The organism is Streptomyces sp. NPDC041129, from assembly GCF_055592265.1.
Map to the genome: position 1 here is coordinate 455567 of NZ_JBVIYV010000005.1, position 24010 is coordinate 479576.

At 73.0% G+C, this 24010-nt stretch carries 22 protein-coding genes; 12 read left to right on the forward strand and 10 right to left on the reverse strand.

What is annotated here, in order from left to right:
• Window positions 1–89: 89 nt before the first annotated feature.
• From cseC to ACZ6B1_RS20035, 5 genes are all read right to left on the reverse strand, one after another.
• Entirely contained in the window at window positions 90–1442 is a 1353-nt protein-coding gene (gene cseC, locus ACZ6B1_RS20015; protein WP_468780088.1) for a two-component system sensor histidine kinase CseC, read from the reverse strand.
• A gap of 12 nt (window positions 1443–1454) precedes the next feature.
• The gene (gene cseB, locus ACZ6B1_RS20020; RefSeq protein WP_468780090.1) at window positions 1455–2159 is read right to left on the reverse strand and encodes a two-component system response regulator CseB; all 705 of its coding nucleotides are present in this window, start codon (window positions 2157–2159) and stop codon (window positions 1455–1457) included.
• 33 nt (window positions 2160–2192) lie between these two features.
• Window positions 2193–2801 (reverse strand): hypothetical protein, encoded by a 609-nt coding sequence (locus ACZ6B1_RS20025; RefSeq protein WP_468780092.1) that lies wholly within the window; start codon window positions 2799–2801, stop codon window positions 2193–2195.
• A gap of 35 nt (window positions 2802–2836) precedes the next feature.
• Entirely contained in the window at window positions 2837–3376 is a 540-nt protein-coding gene (locus tag ACZ6B1_RS20030; protein WP_199211452.1) for a SigE family RNA polymerase sigma factor, read from the reverse strand.
• 274 nt (window positions 3377–3650) lie between these two features.
• A complete protein-coding gene (locus ACZ6B1_RS20035) occupies window positions 3651–4526 on the reverse strand; it encodes an HhH-GPD family protein (RefSeq protein WP_468780094.1) in 876 nt (291 codons plus the stop codon).
• Between the two features lie 191 nt (window positions 4527–4717).
• On the opposite strand from ACZ6B1_RS20035, the gene ACZ6B1_RS20040 reads away from it, so the two are divergent.
• Window positions 4718–5542 (forward strand): hypothetical protein, encoded by an 825-nt coding sequence (locus tag ACZ6B1_RS20040; protein WP_468780096.1) that lies wholly within the window; start codon window positions 4718–4720, stop codon window positions 5540–5542.
• A gap of 158 nt (window positions 5543–5700) precedes the next feature.
• On the opposite strand, the gene disA is transcribed toward ACZ6B1_RS20040, so the two are convergent.
• Both disA and radA read right to left on the reverse strand, forming a co-directional pair.
• The gene (disA, locus tag ACZ6B1_RS20045; RefSeq protein ID WP_351667234.1) at window positions 5701–6825 is read right to left on the reverse strand and encodes a DNA integrity scanning diadenylate cyclase DisA; all 1125 of its coding nucleotides are present in this window, start codon (window positions 6823–6825) and stop codon (window positions 5701–5703) included.
• Window positions 6826–6906: 81 nt separating this feature from the next.
• Window positions 6907–8316, reverse strand: a complete 1410-nt coding sequence (gene radA, locus ACZ6B1_RS20050; protein ID WP_366910278.1) for a DNA repair protein RadA — start codon at window positions 8314–8316, stop codon at window positions 6907–6909.
• 196 nt (window positions 8317–8512) lie between these two features.
• Here radA and ACZ6B1_RS20055 point away from each other — a divergent pair, with 196 nt between their 5' ends.
• Complete coding sequence (locus ACZ6B1_RS20055; protein WP_468780099.1) at window positions 8513–10192, forward strand: BACON domain-containing protein; 1680 nt, start codon at window positions 8513–8515, stop codon at window positions 10190–10192.
• A gap of 18 nt (window positions 10193–10210) precedes the next feature.
• On the opposite strand, the gene ACZ6B1_RS20060 is transcribed toward ACZ6B1_RS20055, so the two are convergent.
• Window positions 10211–11038: a DUF3109 family protein gene (locus ACZ6B1_RS20060; RefSeq protein ID WP_468780101.1), complete on the reverse strand. Its 828-nt coding sequence runs from the start codon at window positions 11036–11038 to the stop codon at window positions 10211–10213.
• A 71-nt stretch (window positions 11039–11109) separates the two neighbouring features.
• On the opposite strand from ACZ6B1_RS20060, the gene ACZ6B1_RS20065 reads away from it, so the two are divergent.
• The 4 genes from ACZ6B1_RS20065 (at window position 11110) to ilvD (ending at window position 15605) form a co-directional block, all read left to right on the forward strand.
• Window positions 11110–12042 (forward strand): Ppx/GppA family phosphatase, encoded by a 933-nt coding sequence (locus ACZ6B1_RS20065; RefSeq protein WP_468780103.1) that lies wholly within the window; start codon window positions 11110–11112, stop codon window positions 12040–12042.
• A gap of 151 nt (window positions 12043–12193) precedes the next feature.
• Complete coding sequence (locus ACZ6B1_RS20070; RefSeq protein ID WP_468780105.1) at window positions 12194–13006, forward strand: sugar phosphate isomerase/epimerase family protein; 813 nt, start codon at window positions 12194–12196, stop codon at window positions 13004–13006.
• The gene (locus ACZ6B1_RS20075) at window positions 13003–13608 is read left to right on the forward strand and encodes a TetR/AcrR family transcriptional regulator (RefSeq protein ID WP_468780107.1); all 606 of its coding nucleotides are present in this window, start codon (window positions 13003–13005) and stop codon (window positions 13606–13608) included. The genes ACZ6B1_RS20070 and ACZ6B1_RS20075 overlap by 4 nt, the downstream gene beginning before the upstream one ends.
• A gap of 143 nt (window positions 13609–13751) precedes the next feature.
• A complete protein-coding gene (ilvD, locus tag ACZ6B1_RS20080) occupies window positions 13752–15605 on the forward strand; it encodes a dihydroxy-acid dehydratase (protein ID WP_468780109.1) in 1854 nt (617 codons plus the stop codon).
• Between the two features lie 55 nt (window positions 15606–15660).
• Here ilvD and ACZ6B1_RS20085 read toward each other — a convergent pair whose 3' ends face one another.
• Entirely contained in the window at window positions 15661–17784 is a 2124-nt protein-coding gene (locus ACZ6B1_RS20085) for a serine/threonine-protein kinase (protein ID WP_468780111.1), read from the reverse strand.
• 182 nt (window positions 17785–17966) lie between these two features.
• On the opposite strand from ACZ6B1_RS20085, the gene ACZ6B1_RS20090 reads away from it, so the two are divergent.
• The 6 genes from ACZ6B1_RS20090 to proC all read left to right on the forward strand — a co-directional run bounded on the left by ACZ6B1_RS20090 (window position 17967) and on the right by proC (window position 22301).
• Entirely contained in the window at window positions 17967–18284 is a 318-nt protein-coding gene (locus ACZ6B1_RS20090) for an SH3 domain-containing protein (RefSeq protein WP_468780113.1), read from the forward strand.
• 42 nt (window positions 18285–18326) lie between these two features.
• A complete protein-coding gene (locus ACZ6B1_RS20095) occupies window positions 18327–18851 on the forward strand; it encodes an EamA/RhaT family transporter (RefSeq protein WP_468780115.1) in 525 nt (174 codons plus the stop codon).
• Window positions 18852–18931: 80 nt separating this feature from the next.
• Window positions 18932–19714 carry a class I SAM-dependent methyltransferase gene (locus ACZ6B1_RS20100; protein ID WP_468780117.1) on the forward strand — a complete coding sequence of 261 codons (783 nt, stop codon included), beginning with the start codon at window positions 18932–18934 and terminating at the stop codon, window positions 19712–19714.
• A 122-nt stretch (window positions 19715–19836) separates the two neighbouring features.
• Window positions 19837–20631, forward strand: a complete 795-nt coding sequence (locus tag ACZ6B1_RS20105; RefSeq protein WP_468780119.1) for an ABC transporter ATP-binding protein — start codon at window positions 19837–19839, stop codon at window positions 20629–20631.
• A complete protein-coding gene (locus tag ACZ6B1_RS20110; RefSeq protein ID WP_468780121.1) occupies window positions 20628–21407 on the forward strand; it encodes an ABC transporter permease in 780 nt (259 codons plus the stop codon). Before ACZ6B1_RS20105 ends, ACZ6B1_RS20110 begins: the two co-directional genes overlap by 4 nt.
• Window positions 21408–21488: 81 nt before the next feature.
• Entirely contained in the window at window positions 21489–22301 is an 813-nt protein-coding gene (gene proC / locus ACZ6B1_RS20115) for a pyrroline-5-carboxylate reductase (protein WP_199211462.1), read from the forward strand.
• A gap of 97 nt (window positions 22302–22398) precedes the next feature.
• Here the strand turns inward: proC and trpS are convergent, their stop codons facing one another.
• Complete coding sequence (gene trpS / locus ACZ6B1_RS20120; RefSeq protein ID WP_468780123.1) at window positions 22399–23424, reverse strand: tryptophan--tRNA ligase; 1026 nt, start codon at window positions 23422–23424, stop codon at window positions 22399–22401.
• Window positions 23425–24010 lie beyond the last annotated feature (586 nt).

Below are 24010 nucleotides of genomic sequence, written 5' to 3' on the forward strand. Positions count from 1 at the left end.
GTGTCCGCCCCGGGGGCCTTCGCCGTGCCGGGCGGGCGCCGGTGACCGGGCCCGCCGGCCCGGGCCCGCGGCGGTGGGCGGCGCCTGCCCTAACGCCCGCCGGACAGCGGCAGCATGGGATGGCTGCCCGTGTTGGTGGGGGCGTGCTCCGGGAGCCACAGGACGGCCACCGCGCCCTCCGCGGGGATGTGTCCGGGCGCCCCGGCCGGGCGTACGTTTCGGAACGTCAGCCGGGCGCCCAGCACCCGGGCCTGGCCGGCCGCGATGGTCAGGCCCAGGCCGTGGCCCTGGCCCGCGCGGTCCCTGCTGCCGGTGCGGAAGCGGCTCGGCCCCTCGGCGAGCAGGCCCTCGGGGAAGCCGGGACCGTGGTCGCGGACCCGGATGACCCGGCCCTCGACGGTGACCTCCACCGGCGGCCTGCCGTGCCGGGCGGCGTTGGCCAGGAGGTTGAACAGCACCCGCTCCAGACGGCGCGGGTCGGTCGTGACCTCCGACTCGTGCACCACCCGTACGGTGATGTCCGGATCCCTGGCCGCGACCCGCCGGGCGACGAACTCGCCCAGCATGAGGTCCTGCAGCTCGGCCCGCTCGGAGGCCCCGTCCAGCCGGGCCACCTCCAGCACGTCCTCGACCAGGGTGCGCATCGCCTTCGCCCGGTCCAGGACCAGCTCCGTGGGGCGTCCCGGCGGCAGCAGCTCGGCGGCCGTCAGCAGTCCCGTCACCGGGGTGCGCAGCTCGTGCGCGATGTCGGCGGTCACCCGCCGCTCGGCCTCCAGGCGCTGCCGCAGCGCGTCCGCCATGGCGTCCACCGCGCGCGCGAGGTCGTCGGTCTCGTCCCGTACGACCCCGCCGATGGCCTCCCGCACCCGTACGTCCGTCTCCCCCTTGGCGACCTGCCCCGCCGCTGCCGCCGCCTTGCGCAGCCGCCGCGAGAGCTGCCCGCCGATCAGCACGCCGAGCGCGCTGCCGCCGAGCACGACCGCGATGGAGCCGATGACCAGCGCCTGGTCGAGGTCCTTCATCACGTCCGTGGAGCGGTCCGGGAAGTTGCTGTGCAGGGAGAGCACATGCCCGTCCTTGACCGGCACGGCCGCCCAGATGTCCGGCCCGGCGCCGCGGTCGCTGACGTAGCTGGCCCGGCGCCCCTCCATCACCTTGTCGCGCAGCGGGGGCGGCAGCTCCGGGTCGTCGATCTTGATGCTCGGGAAGTTCGGCCGCCCGCCCAGCTCGTAGTTGCGCTGCGCGATCTGGACCCGCGCGTTGGCCAGGTCACGGGCGTTGTCCAGCATGGAGACACGGGCCGCGTTGTGCACGACGAGGCTGAGCGCGATCGCCACCAGGCCGGCGACCAGCGCGATCGCCGCGCTCAGCTTCCATCTCAGCCCGGTCCGCAGCCCCGCGCGTTCCACGCGCCGCATCGGGCGCCGAATGATCCCCCGCATGTCCCGCTCCGCTCAGGCCCTCAACTTGTAGCCGAACCCGCGGACCGTCTCGATCCGGTCCTGGCCGATCTTCTGGCGCAGCCGCTGCACATGGACGTCGACGACCCGGGTGTCCCCGCCCCAGCCGTACTCCCAGACCCGCTCCAGCAGCTTGTCGCGGGAGAGCACGGTGCCGGGCGCCCCGGAGAACTCCAGCAGCAGCCGCATCTCGGTCGGGGTGAGTGCCACCGGGCGTCCGGCCCGGCGCACCTCCATGCCCTCGGTGTCGATCTCCAGCTCGCCGAAGACCAGCGGCCCGCCGTTCGGGTCCGCCGCGGCCCCGGAGCCGGGCGTGGTTCCGCCGGCGTGCCCGAAGCGGCGCAGCACCGCGCGGATCCGGGCGACCAGCACGGCGCCGTCGAACGGCTTGGTCACGTAGTCGTCGGCGCCCGCCTCCAGGCCGAGGACGACGTCGATGGAGTCGGCGCGCGCCGAGAGCATGATCACCGGCACCGTCGACTCGTCCCGGATGCGACGGCACAGGCTGACGCCGTCCAGGCCCGGGACCATGACGTCGAGCAGCGCGATGTCGGGCCGGTTCGCCCGGAACGACTCCAGCCCGGAGAGCCCGTCGGGCATGGCGGTCACCGCGAAGCCGTCCCGCTCCAGGGCGAGCTGGGTGGCCTCGCGGATGACGTCGTCGTCCTCGACGAACAGGACGTGGGTCTGGTCTGCCATCCCGGTGCTCTCAGTCCTTGTGCTTGTGGTCGGTCAGTTGTCCGGCGCCGGCGGCGTCGAGTCCCCGCCGACGGACTTGCTGTAGTCGTTGTGGACGGCCTTCCCCTGGGCGAAGCGCCCCGCCCTCCACTCGTAGGGGATGACGTCCTCGCCGGACGGGCGCGAGATCGGGTCGCCCCTGCGGTAGACCTGCCTGGTCACGGTCAGGACGCCCTGGACGATCTCCGCGTAGACCGGGGACTCCTCCGACCGGAAGACATTCTTGTACGCGCCGTTCTCGTCCCGGTACACGTACGAGCCGACACCCACCGCGTCCGCACAGGTCAGCACGTTGACGACGACGTCGTTCCCGGCGCCGCCGGTCAGGTCGCCGTAGGACACGTCGACCGGGTAGTCGTCGCCGTTGCACGGCTTCAGGTCGCGCTTGACCGAGGCCGACACGGCGGGGTCGTGCCGCAGCAGCGCCACCGCGTCCACCCGCCGGTAGGAGTCGGACGGACTGGGCGGCGGGGAGGCGACGGCGCCCGCCACCGCGGAGGCGTGCGCCGGTCCCTCGTCCCGCGCGCCGGTCCCCCCGGTGCCGCAGGCTGCGGCGAAAAGGCCGAGGGCGGTGACCGAGGCCGCCGCCGCGATCACCGCCATTGAACTGCCTGGGGCCCGCTCGGGCCCGGCCCCGGTCAGGCCGCGCAACGCTCCCGCTCCTCACGCTCCAGCGCGCGTGCGTCCAGATCGCGGGCCTCCAGCTCCTCGCGGAGCCGGGCGAGCGCCCGGTGCAGCGTGCTCTTGACCGTCCCCGCCGACATGCCGAGGGCGGCGGCGGTCTCCTCCGTGGACATCTGCTCCCAGTGTCGCAGCACCACGACACTGCGCTGCTTCGGTGCGAGCACCTTCATGATGTCCATCAGCAGGGCCCGGTCCGCGTGCTGCTCGGTGGCGTCCTCCACGGAGGACTCGGGGAGCTGCTCGGTGGGGACCTCCTCCAGCTTGCGCGCCCGCCACCACTCGGTACGGGTGTTGATCATCACCCGGCGCAGATAGGCGTCCGCGAGCCGCTTGTCGGCGATGCCGTCCCAGCGTCCGTACGTCCGCACCAGGGCGGTCTGCAGCAGGTCCTGGGCGTCGACCGGGTCCGGGACCAGCCGGCGGGCGCTGCGCAGCAGCGCCTCCTGCCGGGTGCGGACGTACTCCTCGAACTCGAGCACCTCACCCTGCGCCATGATCGACCGCCTCCGTTCCCCGTGTACTCCGGCCCCGTGCCGGAAGTCCCGCCGTGCTGCCTGCCCGTTGGTCGGCCGGGCACGGGAAGAAAGCTACGGAGCGGTTGTCACGAGGCTGTGCGGAGCAGCCTGCGGCCGGCAATCGGCTGTCCGTCGGTTGTGTAACGGAAGTAGGTACGGGGTAAGGAACGTGGCGCTTATGTCCCGCTATTCGCGGTTTCGCCGGTCGGGTCGCGTCGTAACGAACATCGGCCGGCTGTGACTTGGCCGTGCGTCAGCTCAGCGGCAGCCGGTACAGGCCGCCCGGCAGCGGCTCCACCAGGCCGTCCGCGACGAGTCCGTCGAGCGCGCGGGCCCGCTGCACCGGCTCGTGCCAGACCCGGTCCAGCGCCGCCTGCGGCACCGGCGCGTGCGCCTCCCGCAGCACGGCGAGAAGCTTGCCGCGCACCTGCCGGTCCGTGCCCGCGTACGTCTGGCCGCGGCGCGGCGGCCCCTCGTGCTCCGGCTTGCCCGCGAGCCGCCACGCGCACTGCGCGGCGATCGGGCAGCGCGGGCAGCCCTCGTTCTTCGCGGTGCACACCAGCGCGCCCAGCTCCATGGAGGCGGCGGCCCAGCGCGCGGCCGTCCCCTCCTCCTCCGGCAGCAGCTCCCGGGCGAGCCGCCGCTCGGCGGCCGTGGTGGCGTTCGGCGGGTACCGCACACCCGTCACCGCCCGGGCGAAGACCCGGCGCACGTTCGTGTCCAGCACCGGGTGGCGCTGCCCGTACGCGAAGGAGGCGACCGCGGCGGCGGTGTACTCACCGATGCCGGGGAGCGCCAGAAGCTGCGCGTGATCCGTCGGCACGTCACCGCCGTGCCGTTCCGTTATGGCCGCGGCCGCTCCGTGCAGGCGCAGGGCGCGGCGCGGGTAGCCGAGCCGGCCCCAGGCGCGCACCGCCTCTCCGGGAGCCTCCTTGGCGAGGTCGGCGGGGCGGGGCCAGCGTTCGATCCACTGCTCGTACACGGGGAGCACCCGGCTCACCGGGGTCTGCTGCAGCATGAACTCGCTGACCATCACGCCCCAGGGGCCCGCATCCGGGCGGCGCCAGGGGAGGTCGCGGGCGTGGGAGTCGAACCAGGCGATCACGGGGGCGTGCAGCTTCTCAGTCATGGCCTTCCGATCCTGCCACGCCTCGGCGAGTTGTGGCCGGTGGCGGCGCGGTCGCGGAGCGTCGCGTCGCGTGGCGGTGAGTGAAGAAGCCGTTCGTCCGCGGCAGTTACCAGGATGATGATCCGGAAAAGTTGTCCTCCGGGCGGCGGGTGGCGCGAGCGGGAGCGGTGATCTCTCGTACAGTTTGCGCCGTGGGATCTCTGCGCAATCCGGTCGGGCCGCTTCCCTCCTCCATCTACTGGCGACGGAGGGTCCTAATGCTGTCCGTTCTCGCCCTGTTGGCGCTGCTGATCACCTGGATCGTGACGTCGGGCGGCGGGGGCGGCAAGAACGGCGCCGACGGGCCGAACGGCAAGAACCCCGCGTCCACCATCACACCGGGGCCCTCCTCGTCCGGGCCTGCCTACAGCCAACACCCGGGCGGGCGTGACGAGTCGGGCGGCGGGGACGCCGGCGGGAGCGGCACCGGCTCGGGCGACTCCGGCTCGGACGGCAAGGGCGGCTCCGGCTCGGGAGGGTCCGACGGCGGCTCCGGCGGCGGCTCGGGCGGCGGCTCCGCCGCCGGTGGCGGCGGGGTCGGTGCCGGCGACGCGCTGCCCGCGTCCTCCTCGCTGCCCAACTGCACGTCCGGCGCGGTGACGTTGACCCTGCGCAGCGTGCACAACTCCTACTCGCCGGACCAGACGCCGGAGTTCGAACTGGTCGCGAAGAACTCCTCGTCCGGTGACTGCAAGGTCGATCTCGGGCCGAAGAAGGCGGTGCTGACCGTCACGCCGGCGGAGGGCGACGACGCGTACTGGTCGTCGGCCGACTGCCCGAAGGGCGCGGCGAGCCTGCTCTTCCGGGTGGGCGCGGGCCAGAGCATCACGTACACCGTGAAGTGGGACCGGAAGCCGAGTGCGCCGGAGTGCGCTACGCCTCCGGCGGGGGCGGCGAAGGCGGGGACGTATCTGCTGGAGGCCAACGCGCCGGGGTTCGCCAAGGCGCGGGCCTCGTTCGTGCTGTCGGCCGACTAGCACGGGCGCTGCCGCTGGTGAGGCGCCCCGCGTCGTGGCCGGGCAGGGCGTGTGTCGCCCTCCCGCGCCTGCGGTGCCCCCAGGCCCTCGAGGTACTGGGGGAGGCAGGCAGGCCCGCGGCTGCGCGGGGCGCGTGCCCGCGGCCATGACCGCTCCGGTCAGACGTACCGTTCCAGGATCGACGACTCGGCCAGGCGGGACAGGCCCTCGCGGACGCTTCGCGCTCGGGCCTCGCCGACGCCGTCCACCGTCTGGAGGTCGTCCACGCTCGCGGCGAGCAGCTTCTGGAGGCCGCCGAAGTGCTCCACCAGGCGGTCGATGATCGCGCCCGGCAGCCTCGGCACCTTCGCCAGGAGCCGGAAGCCGCGCGGGGACACCGCGGAGTCGAGGGTCTCGGGGGAGCCCGTGTAGCCCAGCGCCCGCGCCACCGTGCCCATCTCGAGGAGTTCGGCGTGGGTCAGGGCGTCCAGCTCGGCGAGCGCCTCGTCCACCGTGCGGGACCGCTTCGCCGTGGGCTCGGGGACGTAGTCCCGGACGACCAGTTCGCGGTCGGGCTCCACCCCGGCGATCAACTCCTCGAGCTGGAGCGCGAGAAGACGGCCGTCGGTGCCGAGTTCGACCACGTACTCGGCGATCTCGGTGGCGATGCGCCGGACCATCTCCAGACGCTGGGCGACCGCCGACACGTCCCGGACCGTCACCAGGTCCTCGATCTCCAGCGCCGACAGCGTGCCCGCGACCTCGTCCAGGCGGAGCTTGTACCGCTCCAGGGTGGCCAGGGCCTGGTTGGCGCGCGACAGGATCGCGGCGGAGTCCTCCAGGACGCGGCGCTGGCCGTCGACGTAGAGCGCGATCAGCCGCATGGACTGGGATACGGAGACCACCGGGAAACCGACCTGCTTCGAGACCCGGTCCGCCGTGCGGTGCCGGGTGCCGGTCTCCTCCGTCGGGATCGTCGGGTCCGGGACGAGCTGCACGCCGGCCCGCAGGATCTTCGACAGGTCCGAGGAGAGCACGATGCCACCGTCCAGCTTGCACAGCTCCCGCAGCCGCGTCGCGGCGAACTCCACGTCCAGGACGAAGCCGCCCGTGCACATCGCCTCGACGGTCTTGTCGGAGCCCAGGACGATGAGCCCGCCGGTGTTGCCGCGCAGGACCCGCTCCAGCCCGTCACGCAGGGGCGTGCCGGGAGCCACGGCACTCAGCGAGGCGCGCATCAGGCGATCGGAGCCGGCGCTCCCACCGGACTTTCCGGGAGCTGCTGCCCGGTCGTTGGCTGCCACTGCACTCCTCCGGTCGCAGGTTCTGGGGCGCCGCCGTCGTGCGCACTCGGTTCGTACGGACGGGCGAGACCTGGGCAAAGTCTACCGGCGGTCCTCCGCCTCCCGTGGGGCCTCTCGGCGACGGGAGCGCGGCAGCACCCGGAGCGCGTCCCCCATGTCCGCGACTTCCAGGACCTTCATCCCGGCCGGGACCTTGCCCGGATCGCCCGGTACGAGCGCGTGCGTGAAGCCCAGCCGGTGCGCCTCGGCGAGCCTGCGCTGCACGCCCGTGACCCGTCTGACCTCGCCCGCGAGTCCCACCTCGCCGATGGCGACGAGGTTCTTGGGCAGGGGGGTGTCGCTGGCGGCCGAGGCGAGCGCGAGGGCGATCGCCAGGTCGGCGGCGGGCTCCGAGAGCTTCACCCCGCCCACCGTCGCGGAGTAGATGTCCCGCTTGCCGAGCGCGCTGATCCTCCCGCGCTGCTCCAGCACCGCGAGCATCATCGACACCCGGGAGGTCTCCAGACCCGAGGTGGTCCGGCGCGGAGAGGGGATCTGGGAGTCCACGGTCAGCGCCTGCACCTCCGCCACCAGCGGGCGGCGGCCCTCGAGGGTGACCGTCAGGCAGGTGCCCGGGACCGGTTCGGCACGACGGGTCAGGAAGAGTCCGCTCGGGTCGGCGAGGCCCGTGATGCCCTCGTCGTGCAGTTCGAAGCAGCCGACCTCGTCCGTGGCGCCGTAGCGGTTCTTCACGCCCCGGACCAGGCGCAGCCGGGCGTGCCGGTCGCCCTCGAAGTGCAGGACGACGTCCACCAGGTGCTCCAGCAGCCGGGGACCCGCGATCGCGCCGTCCTTGGTGACGTGGCCCACCAGCAGCGTGGACATGCCGCGCTCCTTGGAGGCGCGGATCAGGGCGCCGGCCACCTCCCGCACCTGGGCCATGCCGCCGGGCGCGCCGTCGATCTCGGGCGAGGCGACCGTCTGCACCGAGTCCAGGATCAGCAGGGACGGCTTCACCGCGTCCAAGTGGCCCAGGACGGCCGCCAGATCGGTCTCGGCCGCCAGGTACAGATGATCGTCCAGGGCGCCGATGCGGTCGGCGCGCAGCCGCACCTGGCTCGCCGACTCCTCGCCGGTCACATAGAGGGTGCGGTGCTCGTCACTGGCCGACTTGGCGGCCACGTCCAGCAGCAGGGTGGACTTGCCGACGCCGGGCTCGCCCGCGAGCAGGACCACCGCGCCGGGCACCAGACCGCCGCCGAGCACCCGGTCCAGCTCCGGCACACCGGTCGGGCGGGCGGTGGCCTGACGGCCGTCGACCTGGCCGATGGGCAGCGCCGAGCTGGTGACGCGGCCCGGCGCCGTCGTACGCACCGCGGGCGCGCCGTACTCCTCGACCGTGCCCCAGGCCTGGCACTCCGGGCAGCGGCCGAGCCATTTGGCGGTCTGCCAGCCGCACTCGGTGCAGCGGTAGGACGGTCGGTCCTTGGTGGTCTTGGTACGGGCAGCCATGCGGAAACCGTAGCCCGCGGCACTGACAACGCCCCCGCGGGCCGCCCCGGGCCGCCCGGTACCGGTCACGGCCCGTCGGGTCCGGGCCGTGGAACGAAAGGTTCCTGTCCCCTTATGAGGGATCGTTTCACCCGTACGAATTAAAAGAGCTCAAGGCGCCGGAAGGAGCGCTGCGCCGCCGCCTACGGTCGCACGGGTGATGAGCAGCAGTCCGGAGACGACCACCCGCACCACCGGCGCACACCGGACAAACCGGGAGGCGCGTGACCGAGCCGCCGCGCGCACCCTCGCGCAGCGGCCGCCGGCGCGCTACGAGCCGTACCTGGACGGTCTGTTCACCTACTGCCTGTCGGTGCTGTGCGACCACGACGCGGCCACCGCCGCCCTCGGCGACGTCCTGGTGCTGGCCGAGCGGCGCGGACAGCGCGTTCCGGAGGCCGTCGACCAGCGGGCCTGGCTGTACGCACTGGCCCGCTGGGCGTGCCTGCGAGGGCTCGCCGAGGCCCGGCGGAAACGTCAGGCCACCCACGCTTCGGGCCGCCCGGCCGCCCCGAAGCGGGAGGCCGGTCCGCCCGTGGCCCCGGAGGTACTGGAGCAGCGGCGCGGTGAACTCGCCCTGCTCGCCTGGCCGGAGGCGGCGGGCACCTCCCCCGAGCAGCGCGAGGCCCTGGAGCTCGCCGTCCGCCACCACCTCGCCGCACCCGAGGTCGCCGCCGTCCTCGGCATGGCGCCCGCCGCCGCGCGCGAGCTGCTGGCGTCGGCGGCCTGCGAGGTCGAGCGCACCCGCGCCGCGCTCGCCGTCGTCGAGACCGGCGGCTGCCCGAGCGTGGCCCACCTCACCGGAGACAGCCGGCTGGTCCTCAGCGCCACCCTGCGCCGCGAGCTGGTCCGGCACGTAGACGACTGCCCCCGCTGCCGCCGCACCGCCGAGCGCGCCGTGCCCGGCCGCTGGCCCGGCGCCACGGTCACCCCGGCCGAGCTGCCGGTTCTGCAGGCGCCCCGCGCGGCCCTGCACGTCGCCCTCGCGCACCACCCCCGCGCGCGTGGCACGGCCGTGCCACGCTTCGACCGACGCGGCTTCCCGATGGACCCCAAGGACCGCGCGGCCCGCCGCGACCGCCTCCGCGCGCGTGCCGTCACCACGACCGTCGTCGCCACCGTGGTCGCCGCCCCCGTGCTCGCCCTGTGGGCCGCCTACAGAGGTGCTCCGGCCCCCGGTGAGGACGGCCGCCCGGGGGGCCCCGCGCGCGAGGCACAGGGCCCCGACGCATTCGGCGGTGACACCGGCGGCGGCTACGAGAACGCGGGAAACGCCCGGGTGAAGCCGTCCGGCGCCCCGGCCGAGAAGGGCACGGCGGACGTCTCCGTGAAGGTCGTCAGCGTCGGCGGAGCCGGCGGGAAGGGCGCCGGGGAGCTCGCGGTCGGCGCGCGCACCGACGGCGACACCACGCTGATCACGCTCACCGCGTCCGGCTCGGGACCGGTCCGCTGGTCCGTGGCCACCTCGGCGTCCTGGCTCTACTTCAGCCGGTCGGCGGGAACGCTCCGCCCCGGCGAGACGTTCACGATCAAGGTGTACGTCGACCGGCTGCGTGAGCCGTCCGGCCACTGGCACGCGCAGCTGGCGGTCTCACCGGCCGGCGCCGTGGTCACGATCGACGGCTACGGCACCGCCCCCAGCGGCCCCCCGGCCCCGCCCTCGACGCCAGCCCCCGACCCGAGTCCCTCGACCCCGGCCCACACCGACCCGCCGTCCAGCCCGCCCCCCTCGCCCTCGGACCCGCCGTCCACCCCGGCCGACCCGACACCGTCCGACCCGCCGAGCTCGTCCGCGCCGCCCACCGACGACGGCGACCCGAGCCCTTCGGACGGCTAGGGCCTGTTGCGACAGTCCCTAGGAACGCTCCGGATCCGCCGGATGCGGTGCCACCAGTGGCAGCTGCGAGGCCAGCCGCTGCTCGCACAGCTCGGCCAGCCGGTCGTAGCCGGCCTTGCCCATCAGCTCGGTCAGCTCGGCCCGGTAGGAGACGTACACCGGCTCGCCCGCGCCGTGCGCCGATGTCGCCGAGGTGCACCACCAGTGCAGGTCGTGGCCGCCCGGGCCCCAGCCCCGGCGGTCGTACTCGCCGATCGACACCTGCAGTACGCGCGTGTCGTCCGGCCGCTCGACCCAGTCGTACGTCCGCCGGATCGGCAGCTGCCAGCAGACGTCCGGCTTGGTCTCCAGCGGCTCCCGCCCCTCCTTCAGGGCGAGGATGTGCAGCGAGCAGCCCGCACCGCCGGCGAAGCCCGGACGGTTCTGGAAGATGCACGACCCCTGGAAGGGCCGGGTCTGCCGGGACCCCTCGTCGTCCTCGGAGGTCCAGCCGTTGCGGGTGCCCTCGTCGTGGTGCTGCCAGATCTCCGGCGTGAGCCTCGCCACGTGCTCGGCGACCCGCTTCTCGTCGTCCTCGTCGGAGAAGTGGGCGCCCAGCGAGCAGCACCCGTCGTCCGCGCGGCCCGCCTGGATGCCCTGGCAGCCGCTGCCGAAGATGCAGTTCCAGCGAGAGGTCAGCCATGTCAGATCGCAGCGGAAGACCTGCTCCTCGTCCGCCGGATCAGGAAACTCCACCCACGCGCGCGCGAAGTCGAGCCCCTTCTCGTCACTCACGTTCGGGGCCTTTCTGGGCGTCTTGCCGGACTTGGACGGCTTGTCGTCCTTCGCCTTTTTCGTCTTTGGCACGCGTCCAGGGTAAGTGGCCCGGGGCCGCGACGGGGACCGAGGACGCCGGTTCTGGCAGTAGCGTTCCGTACATGAGACTCGGGGTCCTGGACGTGGGTTCGAACACGGTGCATCTGCTGGTGGTGGACGCCCACCCCGGCGCACGGCCGTTGCCCGCGCACTCGCACAAGGCCGATCTGCGCCTCGCCCAACTGCTCGACGACAGCGGTGCCATCGGCGACGACGGCATCCACCGGCTGGCCGACGTGGTCCGGGACGCGCTCCAGGCCGCCGAGGACAAGGGCGTCGAGGACCTGCTGCCGTTCGCGACCTCCGCCGTCCGGGAGGCCACCAACGCCGACGACGTCCTCGCGCGCGTGGAGGACGAGACCGGCGTACGACTCCAGGTGCTCACCGGCGCGGAGGAGGCCCGGCTCACCTTCCTCGCCGTCCGCCGCTGGTTCGGCTGGTCCGCCGGCAGGCTGCTGGTCCTGGACATCGGCGGCGGCTCGCTGGAGATCGCCTACGGCATGGACGAGGAGCCGGACGCCGCCGTCTCCCTGCCGCTCGGCGCGGGCCGCCTCACCGCCGGCTGGCTGCCCGGCGATCCGCCCGCCCCCGACGACGTGCGCGCCCTGCGCCGCCACGTCCGCACGGAGATCGCCCGTACCGTCGGCGAGTTCAGCCGCCTCGGCGCCCCCGACCACGTGGTCGCCACCTCCAAGACCTTCAAGCAGCTCGCCCGTATCGCCGGTGCCGCCCGCAGCGCGGAGGGCCTCTACGTCCAGCGCGAACTCAAGCGGGAGTCCCTGGAGGCCTGGGTGCCCCGGCTGTCCGGGATGACCGCCGAGCAGCGCGGGGAACTCCCCGGTGTCTCGGAGGGCAGGGCCGGCCAGCTCCTCGCCGGCGCCCTGGTGGCCGAGGGCGCGATGGACCTGTTCGGTGTGGAGAGCCTGGAGATATGCCCCTGGGCGCTGCGTGAGGGCGTCATCCTCCGCCGTCTCGACCACATGGGCTCGGACTGAGTGCCCAAGGGGCGCGGAACCGTATCCGCACATGCCACCGCCGCCGCGTGCGAGCGGCCCCGGCATGCCGTGCAACTGCGCGGATGGCAAAGCTCACAATGGCGAACCGGCACCCCGCGTCCGGGTCGCCCGACCCCGTAAGGTGACGGACGTGGCTGAACCAAGGGACGTAAAGGTCGCCCTGTCGACGGCCTCGGTGTACCCGGAGTCGACGGCGACGGCCTTCGAGATCGCCGCGCGCGTCGGATACGACGGCGTCGAGGTCATGGTGTGGACCGACCCGGTGAGCCAGGACATCGACGCGCTGCGCCGGCTGTCCGACCACCACGGCGTCCCGATCCTCGCCGTGCACGCCCCCTGCCTGCTGATCACCCAGCGCGTCTGGTCCACCGACCCCTGGGCCAAGCTCCAACGGGCCCGCGCGGCCGCCGAGAGGCTGGGCGCCGACACCGTCGTCGTCCACCCGCCCTTCCGCTGGCAGCGGCAGTACGCCCGCGACTTCGTCACCGGGGTGTGGCGGATGGCGAACGAGACGGACGTACGGTTCGCCGTCGAGAACATGTACCCCTGGCGCTACCGCGACCGCGAGATGCTGGCCTACGCCCCCGACTGGGACGTCACCAAGGACGACTACCGGCACTTCACGATCGACCTCAGCCACACCTCGACGGCCCGCACCGACGCGCTCGCCATGATCGACCGCATGGGCGACCGGCTCGGCCACGTCCATCTCGCCGACGGCCGGGGCTCCGCCAAGGACGAGCACCTCGTCCCCGGCCGCGGCACCCAGCCCTGCGCCGAACTGCTGGAGCGGCTCCCGCACACCGGCTTCGACGGCCATGTCGTGATCGAGGTCAACACCCGGCGGGCGATGTCCAGCGCCGAGCGCGAGGCCGACCTCGCCGAGGCCCTCGCCTTCACCCGGCAGCACCTCGCCTCCGCCGTGCGGGTGCCCCGGCGATGACCGGCACCACCTCGCGCCGAAGGGGCCGGCCCCCGCGCACCGAGTCCGCCGGCACCCGCGACCGCATCCTCTCCGCCGCCCGCGAGGAGTTCTCCGAGCGCGGCTACGAGAAGACGTCCGTGCGCGGCATCGCCAAGGCCGCCGGAGTCGACTCGGCGCTGGTGCACCACTACTTCGGCACCAAGGAACAGATCTTCGAGGCGTCCATCGAGGTCGCCTTCGCGCCCGCGCTCGAAGCGCCCGACGCGATCGCCGAGGTCCCGCTGGCCGAGATCGGCGAGCGGCTGACCCGCTTCGTCCTCGGGGTCTGGGAGAACCCCACGACCCGTACCCCCCTGCTCGCGATCCTCCGCTCCGCCGTGAACAACGAGACCGCGGCGGCCGTCTTCCGCCGCCTGGTCGCGACCCAGCTCCTGCGCCGCGTGGCCGCCCAGGTGGACCTGCCGGACCCGGAGCTGCGCGCCGAGCTGGCCGCCGCGCAGTTGGTCGGCGCGGCGATGATGCGCTACGTGATCAAGCTGGAGCCGCTGGCGTCGGCGGACCTGGAGCAGATCATCGCGCGGGTCGCGCCCGTGGTGCAGGGCCATCTGACGCGGCCCTGACGCCCGTGGGCCTGCCCCGGCGCCCGTGGCCGTGAAACGCTCGTCCCGCATTCCGGACAAGCTTGTCCATCCCTTGGAGGGGCGGCGTACGCTCGGAGGAGTCAGAACTCTCTGGCAGAAGGTCTTCGAAGGAGCGAGCGACGATGCCCGAGCTGAGGTCCCGCACAGTCACCCACGGCCGCAACATGGCGGGCGCCCGCGCCCTTATGCGCGCCTCTGGTGTACCCGGTGCGGACATCGGCCGGAAGCCGGTCATCGCCGTCGCCAACTCCTTCACCGAGTTCGTGCCGGGTCACACCCACCTCCAGCCGGTCGGCCGGATCGTCAGCGAGGCGATCAAGGAGGCGGGCGGCATCCCGCGCGAGTTCAACACGATCGCCGTGGACGACGGCATCGCCATGGGTCACGGCGGCATGCTCTACTCCCTGCCCTCCCGCGACCTGATCGCGGACTCGGTGGAGTACATGGTCGAGGCCCACTGCGCCGACGCCCTGGTCTGCATCTCCAACTGCGACAAGATCACCCCGGGCATGCTGATGGCCGCCCTGCGCCTGAACATCCCGACGGTCTTCGTCTCCGGCGGCCCGATGGAGTCCGGCCGCGCCACGCTGGTCGACGGCACGGTGCGCACCCTGGACCTGGTCGACGCGATCTCCGACGCCGTCAACGACAAGATCTCCGACGAGGACATCCTCCGCATCGAGGAGAACGCCTGCCCGACCTGCGGCAGCTGTTCCGGCATGTTCACCGCCAACTCGATGAACTGCCTGACCGAGGCCATCGGCCTCTCCCTGCCCGGCAACGGCTCGGTCCTCGCCACCCACACCGCCCGCCGCGCCCTCTACGAGAACGCGGCCCGCACGGTCATGGACCTCACCCGCCGCTACTACGAGCAGGACGACGACACCGTCCTGCCGCTCAACATCGCCACCTTCCAGGCCTTCGAGAACGCCATGGCCCTGGACATCGCGATGGGCGGCTCCACCAACACGATCCTGCACCTGCTGGCCGCCGCCCAGGAGGCGGGCGTCCCCTTCGGCCTGGAGCAGATCGACGCCGTCTCCCGCCGCGTCCCCTGCCTCGCCAAGGTCGCGCCCAACGTCGCGAAGAACCGCACGTACTACATGGAGGACGTGCACCGCGCCGGCGGCATCCCCGCCCTCCTCGGCGAACTGCACCGCGGGGGCCTGCTCAACGAGGACGTCCACGCCGTCCACAGCCCCTCCCTGTCCGACTGGCTGAAGACCTGGGACGTCCGCGGCGGCTCCCCGTCGCCGGAGGCCGTCGAGCTGTGGCACGCGGCCCCCGGCTGCGTCCGCTCCGCGGAGGCCTTCTCCCAGTCCGAGCGCTGGGAGGCCCTGGACGACGACGCCGAGAACGGCTGCATCCACTCCGTCGAGCACGCCTACTCCAAGGACGGCGGCCTCGCGGTCCTCAGGGGCAACCTGGCCGTCGACGGCTGCGTGGTGAAGACCGCCGGTGTCGACGAGTCGATCTGGACCTTCGAGGGCCCGGCGGTGGTCTGCGAGTCGCAGGAGGAGGCCGTCCAGCGGATCCTCACCCAGGAGGTCAAGGACGGCGACGTCGTCGTCATCCGCTACGAGGGCCCCAAGGGCGGCCCCGGCATGCAGGAGATGCTCTACCCGACCTCGTACCTGAAGGGCCGCGGCCTGGGCAAGAGCTGCGCCCTGATCACCGACGGCCGCTTCTCCGGCGGCACCTCCGGCCTGTCCATCGGCCACGCCTCCCCGGAGGCGGCGTCCGGCGGCACCATCGCCCTGGTCCAGGACGGCGACCGCATCCGCATCGACATCCCGAACCGCACGATCGAGCTGCTGGTCGACGAGGCGGAGCTGGCCCGCCGCGGCCAGGCGCTGGCCGGGGCGTACGCCCCGAAGAACCGCGAGCGCAAGGTCTCCGCCGCGCTGCGCGCCTACGCGGCCATGGCGACCAGCGCCGACAAGGGCGCGGTGCGTGATGTGAGCAAGCTGGGCTGACCCGGAGTTCCGTGCGGGGCCGCCTCCATCACCGGAGGCGGCCCCGCGCGCTGTCTCACCAGGCCGAGGGATCCTTCTCGGGCACCGTGAACACGGTGCCGTCGGGGGCGCCGGCGTGGACGCGGGGGCCGACGAGGAGCGGGGCCGGCAGCACGGCGGTGACCGTGCCCGAGTTCCGGCCGAGCCGGGGCGGCGTCTGCCCCACCAGGCTCCCGTCGCGCGCGTCGACGGCGATCAGCCGCCCGTCGGGCGCGTTGAAATAGACGTGCCCGGCGGAGGAGACCGGTGCCGAACCACGGCTCACGGACGTCTCCAGGTGCCACAGCCGCCGGCCCGTACCCAGGTCGACGGCGTCCAGCGAGCCACCGGCCGCCAGTACGTGCACCACACCGCCGCGCACGTCGGCCTGGGGCGCCACCCGCCGCACCGGCAGCGCGACCCGGCGCTCCGAACGCGATGCGGGCGCATAGCGCACGACACCGGTCGCGTCCCCCGTGGCCGGATCGACGGCCAGCAGGAACAGCGCACCGCCCTCACTGCCGACGACCTGCAGCGAGCCCTTCAGCCGCGCGTTCCACCGGACGGCGCCGGAGGCCGGGTCGAGGGCGGTGATCAGCGTGTCCGCGCCGTCCGCCGAGGTTCCGGCCGCGTAGGCCAGGGGGTCACCGCCGGGGAGGGTCAGCGCGGGGGTGTCCCGTTCGGAGACCCGGCGGTGCCACTTGGGGGCTCCCGACGACACGGACGACCCCGTGACCGTTCCGTCGGTGCCGGTGACCAGCAGCATGCCGCCGCCGAACCGCGCCGCTCCGTGCGCGTGCAGGTCCCGCTGCCACCGCGGCTCACCCGAGGCGGGGTCGAGCGCCGCCATCCGGCGGCCACCGTCCACCGGCACCAGGAGCAGGCCGTCCGCGAGGGCCGGCGCCCCGCCTGCCCATTTCCCGGCGACCGGGTGCCGCCACAGCAGCGCACCGTTCGCCGGGTCGAGCGCGAACGCCACGCCCGCCCGGACACACAGCAACTTCCCGCTCCCGTACACGCACTGCGGCATCCCGGAGCCCTTGCCCGCCGGCTTCGCCTGCCACGAGGCGACGGTGGCGGTACCGGCCGGCACACCCGTCGACCGGGCGACCGGAGCGCCGGCGTCGCCCGGCCACAGCAGCCCGGTGAGCGCGCCGCCCAGCACGACGGCGAGCACCCCGGCGGCCAGGGCCACCCGCCTGCCGGACCAGATCCGGGGCCGCGGCCCGGGCTCGGACTCGGGCGCGGGCGCCGGCTCCGCCGCGGCGGACCTGGGCGGCGGGGTGTCGTCGCCGGTGCGCTGCGCGGGTATGAACGCCTGGGTGTCGTACGAGGCGGCCACCGAGCGCAGTTCCCGCATCAGCTCGTCCGGCGTCGGCCGGTCCTCCGGCTCCTTCGCCAGACAGCGCAGCAGCAGCGGCGCCAGGCTCTCCGGCACCCCGGTCAGATCCGGCTCGTCGTGCACCACCTGGTACGCGACGACATAGGGGCTGTCCGAGTCGAACGGCCCCCGCCCGGTGGCCGCGTGCACCAGCACCGACCCGAGGGCGAAGATGTCCGCCGCCGGGCCGACCTCCCTGGGACGCCGGAACTGCTCGGGCGCCATGAACGGCGGTGTCCCGATCAACTTGCCGGTCTCGGTCCGCAGTTCACTGTCCTTGGGCCGGGAGATGCCGAAGTCGATGACCTTCGGCCCGTCCTCGGCGAGCAGGACGTTGCTCGGCTTGAGGTCCCGGTGCACGACGCCCACCCGGTGGATGTCGCGCAGGGCCTCCGCCAGTCCGGCCATCAGACGCCGAAGCTGCGCCGGCGGCATGGGCCCGTTCCGCTTGACGTGGTCCGACAGGGTCGGGCCGGGGATGAACAGGGTTGCCATCCAGGGCCGTTCGGCGTTCGTGTCGGCGTCCACGACCGGAGCCGTGAAGGCCCCGCTCACCCTGCGGGCCGCGGCCACCTCCTGCCGGAAACGCCCCCTGAATTCCCGGTCCCTGGCGAACTCTGCGTGCACGACCTTCACCGCGAGCTTCAGCCCGGAGTCGCTGCGGGCCAGATGGACCACGCCCATGCCACCGGAACCCAGACACGACTCCAGGCGGTACTGACCGGCGTACTCGGGAAGTTCCGCTTCCGCGCCGGCTCCGGTGCTGCGCTGCGGCGCCATGGACCACCCCCGTGCTCTTCGTCCGTGCGCGCGACGCACGGAGCCTAGTCGATGACTCGTACGAGACCGAGGCGGCTTGCTAGCCTCCGCGTGCGAGTCGCGCACCCGGGTCCCGGGACGCGGCGCGCGAGGCAATGAAGGGACCCCATCGCATTCATGGGGCTCAACGGGGGAGGACTGTCATGTCCGTCGACCACACCGACGCGTCCGCGAGCGCCGTGAACAACGACTCGCTGACGGCGGAGGCCGCCGTACGCACGTACTCGGTCGCCCCGGGCGTCCGGCTGAACGTCCGCAGCGGTCCCGGCACCGGCTACGGCATCGTCCGGGTGCTGGCCGAGGGCGCCAGCGTCCCGATCTTCTGCCAGACGCCCGGCACCACCGTGACGGGCCCCTACGGCACCTCGAAGATCTGGGACAACATCAACAACGGCGAGTTCGTCTCCGACGCCTACGTACACACCGGCAGCGACGGCTACGTCGCCTCCCGCTGCTCCTGACCCCGCCCGGAGCCCGCCGGCGTCCGGAGCCATAATCGTCCCGTGAGCGACGAAACCGGCACCCCGGAGGACCAGGCGGGCTCCGCGCGCGGCGAGACCACCGCCGGCGGCCCCCGGCCCGAACCCCTCCGCTTCTTCGGCACCTCCTGGGTGGACCACGACCACGGGTACGCGGCCCGCCGGGCCGGCGTGGCGACCGGCTCCCTCGCCGCGGCCGTCGTCTCCTGCCTGGTGCTGCGCTTCGCCTACGACGGCCTCCAGATCGCCGGCACCGGCGCCTTCGTGACCGTGCTGATCATCGCCATGTTCGCGATCTGCAGCGCGCTGGCCTTCCGCAACACCTGGGAGGGGTTCGGCAGGCGCCACGACCCCCAGCGGCAGGCCTCGCTGCGCGGCCTGCTCGCCATCGGCTTCGTCGGCTCCCTGCTGGCCTACTTCTTCCGCGCCCTCACCGAAGCCCCGGGCGAGAAGCTGCACCGCGAGGAGTACGACAAGGCCCGCGAGGAGTACGAGCGCCGGTCCTCCCGGCGCACGGGCGACCCGTCGAAGCGCAAGCGCCGCCGCTGACACGGCTCCGGCGGAGCGGCTCGCAGCCGCCCCCGTGAACCCGCCTGTGTCCCCGCCCCCGGCGTGGACAGCATGGCGGTATGACCACGTCCCACACCGCCGAGCCGTCGCGCGGCCTGCGCGCCCGCTCCTTCAACGCGGCGGCCGCCCAGTACGCCGCGAACCGCCCCTCCTACCCGGCCGCCCTCCTGGACACCGTGGAGGAGCTGGCCGGCCGCCCCCTGTCCGGCGCCCGGGTCGTGGACGTCGGCGCCGGCACCGGTATCGCCACCGCCCTGCTGCGGGACCGAGGGGCCGATGTCCTCGCGGTCGAACCGGGGGAGGGCATGGCCGCCGAGTTCCGCCGCGCCCTGCCGGACGTCCCTCTCGTGCGGGGCAACGGCAACGCCCTCCCCCTCGCCGGCGCCCACGCCGATCTCCTCACCTACGCCCAGGCCTGGCACTGGACCGACCCCGCCCGGGCGGTGCCGGAGGCGCTGCGCGTGCTGCGTCCGGGCGGGGCGCTGGCGCTGTGGTGGAACACCGACGCCGTCGACCTCGAGTGGATCGCCGAGTCGGCGGAGCGGACCGCCCGCTTCTTCGGTGTCGACATCCCCGCCGAGAAGCGCGGTGCCGGCGACCGAGCGCAGGCCGACCCCAGCGGGCGCCTCCGCTTCACCCGCCGTGACATCCGCTGGAGCCGCCGCGTCCCGCTGGACACCCACCTCGCCAACATCGGCAGCCACTCGGCGTTCCTGGTCGCCCCGGCGGAGCGCAGGGACGCCTTCCTCGAAGAGGAGCGCGGCCATCTGCTGAAGGTCTTCCCGGACGGCGTCGTCGAGGAGACGTACGACGTGCTCCTGCTCGTCGCCGCCAAGTCCTGACGCCTCATCACCGATGGCGGGGAAGCGGCGGCCGGTGTACACCGGCCGCCGCTTCCGTCCGTGGTGCGCACGAACACGCCCCTTGACGGCACCGGCCCGCCGGGACAATTATTCATCACGTGATGAATTACTTGCCCGACCCGCCCCGTCCAGCGGCACCGGACGCCGTCCGCGCCGACGGCCTCACCGTCGTCCGCGGCTCCCGCACCGTCCTGCGACACCTGGCCTTCACCGTCGCGCGTGGCCAGGTCACCGGCCTGCTCGGTCCCTCCGGGTGCGGCAAATCCACTCTCATGCGCTCCATCGTCGCCACCCAGGCCAAGGTCTCGGGCACCCTCGACGTCCTCGGCCGCCCCGCCGGACACCCCACCCTGCGCAGCCGCATCGGCTACGTCACCCAGGCCCCCTCCGTCTACGACGACCTGACCGTCCGCCAGAACCTCGACTACTTCGCCTCGATCCTCGACCCCGGCCGCGCCAAGCCCGACCGCCGCGACGACGTCGCCCGCGTCCTCACCGACGTCGACCTCACCAGCCACGCCGACGCCCTCGCCGGCAACCTCTCCGGCGGCCAGCGCAGCCGCGTCTCCCTCGCCGTCGCCCTCCTCGGCGCCCCCGAACTCCTCGTCCTGGACGAACCGACGGTCGGCCTCGACCCCGTCCTGCGCCGCGACCTGTGGAACCTCTTCCACGCCCTCGCCGCCGACCGGGGCGTCACCCTGCTCGTCTCCTCCCACGTCATGGACGAGGCCGAGCGCTGCCACCGGCTGCTCCTTATGCGCGACGGGCGCATTCTGGCCGACGACACGCCCGACGCCCTGCGCACCCGTACCGGCACCGACACCGTCGAGGCCGCCTTCCTCCGACTGGTGGACCAAGCCGCCGCCGCGGACCGCACCCAGGAGACGACCCGATGAGCACGACGTCCCCGGCCGCCGCCGCCCCGACCGGCGCGTTCAGCGCCGCCCGCACCACCGCCACCGCGGCCCGTGTCCTGCGCCAACTCCGGCACGACCCGCGGACCATCGCGCTGATGATCCTCGTCCCCTGCCTGATGCTGGTCCTGCTGCGCTTCGTCTTCGACGCCAGCCCCCGCACCTTCGACAACATCGGCGCGTCGCTGCTCGGCATCTTCCCGCTGATCACGATGTTCCTGGTGACCTCGATCGCCACCCTGCGCGAACGCACCTCGGGCACCCTCGAACGCCTCCTCGCCATGCCCCTGGGCAAAGCGGACCTCATCGCCGGCTACGCGCTCGCCTTCGGCGCCCTCGCCATCGTCCAGTCCGCCCTCGCCACCGGACTCGCCCGCTGGCTCCTCGGCCTGGATGTCACCGGCTCGGCCTGGCTGCTCCTGCTCGTCGCGCTCCTCGACGCCCTGCTCGGCACGGCCCTCGGTCTCTTCGTCTCGGCCTTCGCGGCCTCCGAGTTCCAGGCGGTCCAGTTCATGCCCGCGGTGATCTTCCCCCAGCTCCTGCTCTGCGGACTCTTCACGCCCCGCTCCGACATGCACCCCGTCCTCGAGGCCATCTCCGACGTCCTGCCCATGTCGTACGCCGTCGACGGCATGAACGAGGTCCTCCACCACACCGACATGACCACCACGTTCGTACGCGACGTACTGATCGTGGCCGGCTGCGCGGTCCTGGTCCTGGCCCTCGGCGCGGCGACCCTGCGACGGCGGACCGCCTAGAGCCTGCCGGGGGAGGCGGCCCCCGTTCCGCCAGCCGGACAACGGCCCGGACCCGGCCGCCCCGGTGCGAGACTGAACCGCATGAGCCAGAAAGTCGCAGTCCTCGGCACCGGCAAGATCGGCGAAGCCCTGCTCAGCGGAATGATCCGGGCCGGGTGGGCCCCCGCCGACCTCCTGGTCACCGCCCGCCGCCCCGAACGCGCCGAAGAACTCCGCGCCCGCCACGGAGTCACCCCGGTCACCAACACCGAGGCCGCCAAGACCGCCGACACCCTGATCCTCACGGTGAAGCCGCAGGACATGGGCGCTCTCCTGGACGAACTCGCCCCGCACCTCCCCGCCGACCGCCTGGTCATCAGCGGCGCCGCCGGCATCCCGACCTCCTTCTTCGAGGAGCGCCTCGCCGCCGGCACCCCGGTGGTCCGCGTCATGACGAACACCCCCGCCCTGGTCGACGAGGCCATGTCCGTCATCTCAGCCGGCAGCCACGCCGGGGAGGCGCACCTCGCCCACGCCGAGGAGATCTTCGGCGGCGTCGGCAAGACCCTGCGCGTCCCCGAGACCCAGCAGGACGCCTGCACCGCGCTGTCCGGCTCCGGCCCGGCGTACTTCTTCTACCTTGTCGAGGCCATGACCGACGCCGGCATCCTGCTCGGCCTGCCCCGCGACAAGGCCCACGACCTGATCGTCCAGTCCGCCATCGGCGCCGCGGTGATGCTCCGCGACAGCGGCGAGCACCCGGTCAAGCTGCGCGAGAACGTGACCTCCCCGGCCGGTACGACGATCAACGCCATCCGCGAGCTGGAGAACCACGGCGTCCGCGCCGCCCTCATCGCCGCCCTGGAGGCCGCCCGAGACCGAAGCCGCGAGCTGGCCTCCGGCAAGAAGGACTGACAAAGAACGACCGACGGGAAACACCGGATCGAGCGGCACCCCCGGGGCGGCGGGTCACCAAGTCCTCTCCCCCCACCGCCCCGGAGCCCGCCTCGTCCTAATGGACCGGTGCCGGTGCGGGCTCGGAGGCGGCCGGCATCAGACCGATCGCCCGATAGGCGGCGTCGACGGTCGGCCGGGCCATCGCCCGGGCCTTCTCAGCGCCCCGGCGCAGCACCCCTTCCACATACGAGGGATCCGCGCACAGCTCCCGGTGCCTCGCCTGCACCGGCCCGAACACCTCCACCACGGCCTCCGCGGTGTCCTTCTTCAGGGCACCGTAGGAGTCGTAGTCACCGGCCAGCGTCTCCGGGTCCCCGCCCGTGCACGCGCCGAGGATCTCCAGCAGGTTCGCCACCCCCGGCCGCGCTGTGCGGTCGTACTCCACGTCCCGGCCGCTGTCGGTCACGGCCCGCATGACCTTCTTGCGCACCACGTCCGGCTCGTCGAGGAGATAGACGATGCCCGGCCCGGAGTCGTCGGACTTCCCCATCTTCGACGTCGGGTCCTGGAGGTTCATCACCCGGGCGGCCACCTCCGGAGGCGTGGCTCTGGGCACCACGAAGGTGTGCCCGTACCGCTGGTTGAACCGCACCGCCAGATCCCGCGTCAGCTCGACGTGCTGCGTCTGGTCCTCTCCGACCGGCACCTCGTCGGCCCCGTAGGCCAGGATGTCCGCGGCCATCAGCACCGGGTACGTCAGCAGCGACAGCCGCACGCTCCCGCCCCGCTCCTGTTCGCGCCGCGCCTTCTCCTTGTACTGGATCATGCGGCGCATCTCGCCGTCCGTCGCCACGCACTCCAGCAGGTACGACAGGCGCGTGTGCTCGTCGACGTGGCTCTGCAGGAACACGGTGCACAGCTCCGGGTCGAGCCCTGACGCGAGCAGCAGCGTCGCCGCCTGCCTGCTCAGTCTGAGCACCCGTGCCGGATCGTGGTCCACCGTCAGCGCGTGCAGGTCGACGACGCAGAACAGGGCGTCCGACCTGTGCTGGTCCACCTCGACCCAGCGCCGCATGGCTCCCAGGTAGTTCCCCAGGGTCAGATGCCCGGTCGGCTTGATCCCGCTGAAGACCCGTGTCATCTCGGCTCCATCTCCTGATCGAGACCGCCGTTCCGGCCGGCCGGCCTCCGGAGTCCTGGAGGAGATACGAGAACGGCCGCCGAAGCGGCGGCCGTTGAGTGCATACGTGCGTCGGCCGCCGTCAGGCGGCCCACCAGAGCTGGGTACACGTACGCGTGGTCATGTCGTCAGAGTACGCCTCCCGTCCGGCCTCCCGGGGGGAGTTGACACACCCCGACCCCGTGCGTACTGTTCTCCGAGTTGTCCGACGTGAGCGCCGACCCCGGTCGGTCCCCGGACAGCGATTCCGCAGTACAACCCACTTCATCGACGTTCAGCGTCGACTGTTTTGGCGTGCGTATTCGCGAAATGAGGAATCCGCGTTCGAAAGGGCGCAGCCCCCGATTAGCTCGGGAGTCGGGAATCCGCTAAAGTCTCACTCGCCGGAACGGCCCAACAGCCGCGAAGACAAACCCGCCGACAGGGAATCGGACGCCGAAAGGATCTGATAGAGTCGGAACCGCCGGAAAGGGAAACGCGAGAGCGGAAACCTGGAAAGCACCGAGGAAATCGGATCGAGAAAAGATCTGATAGAGTCGGAAACGCA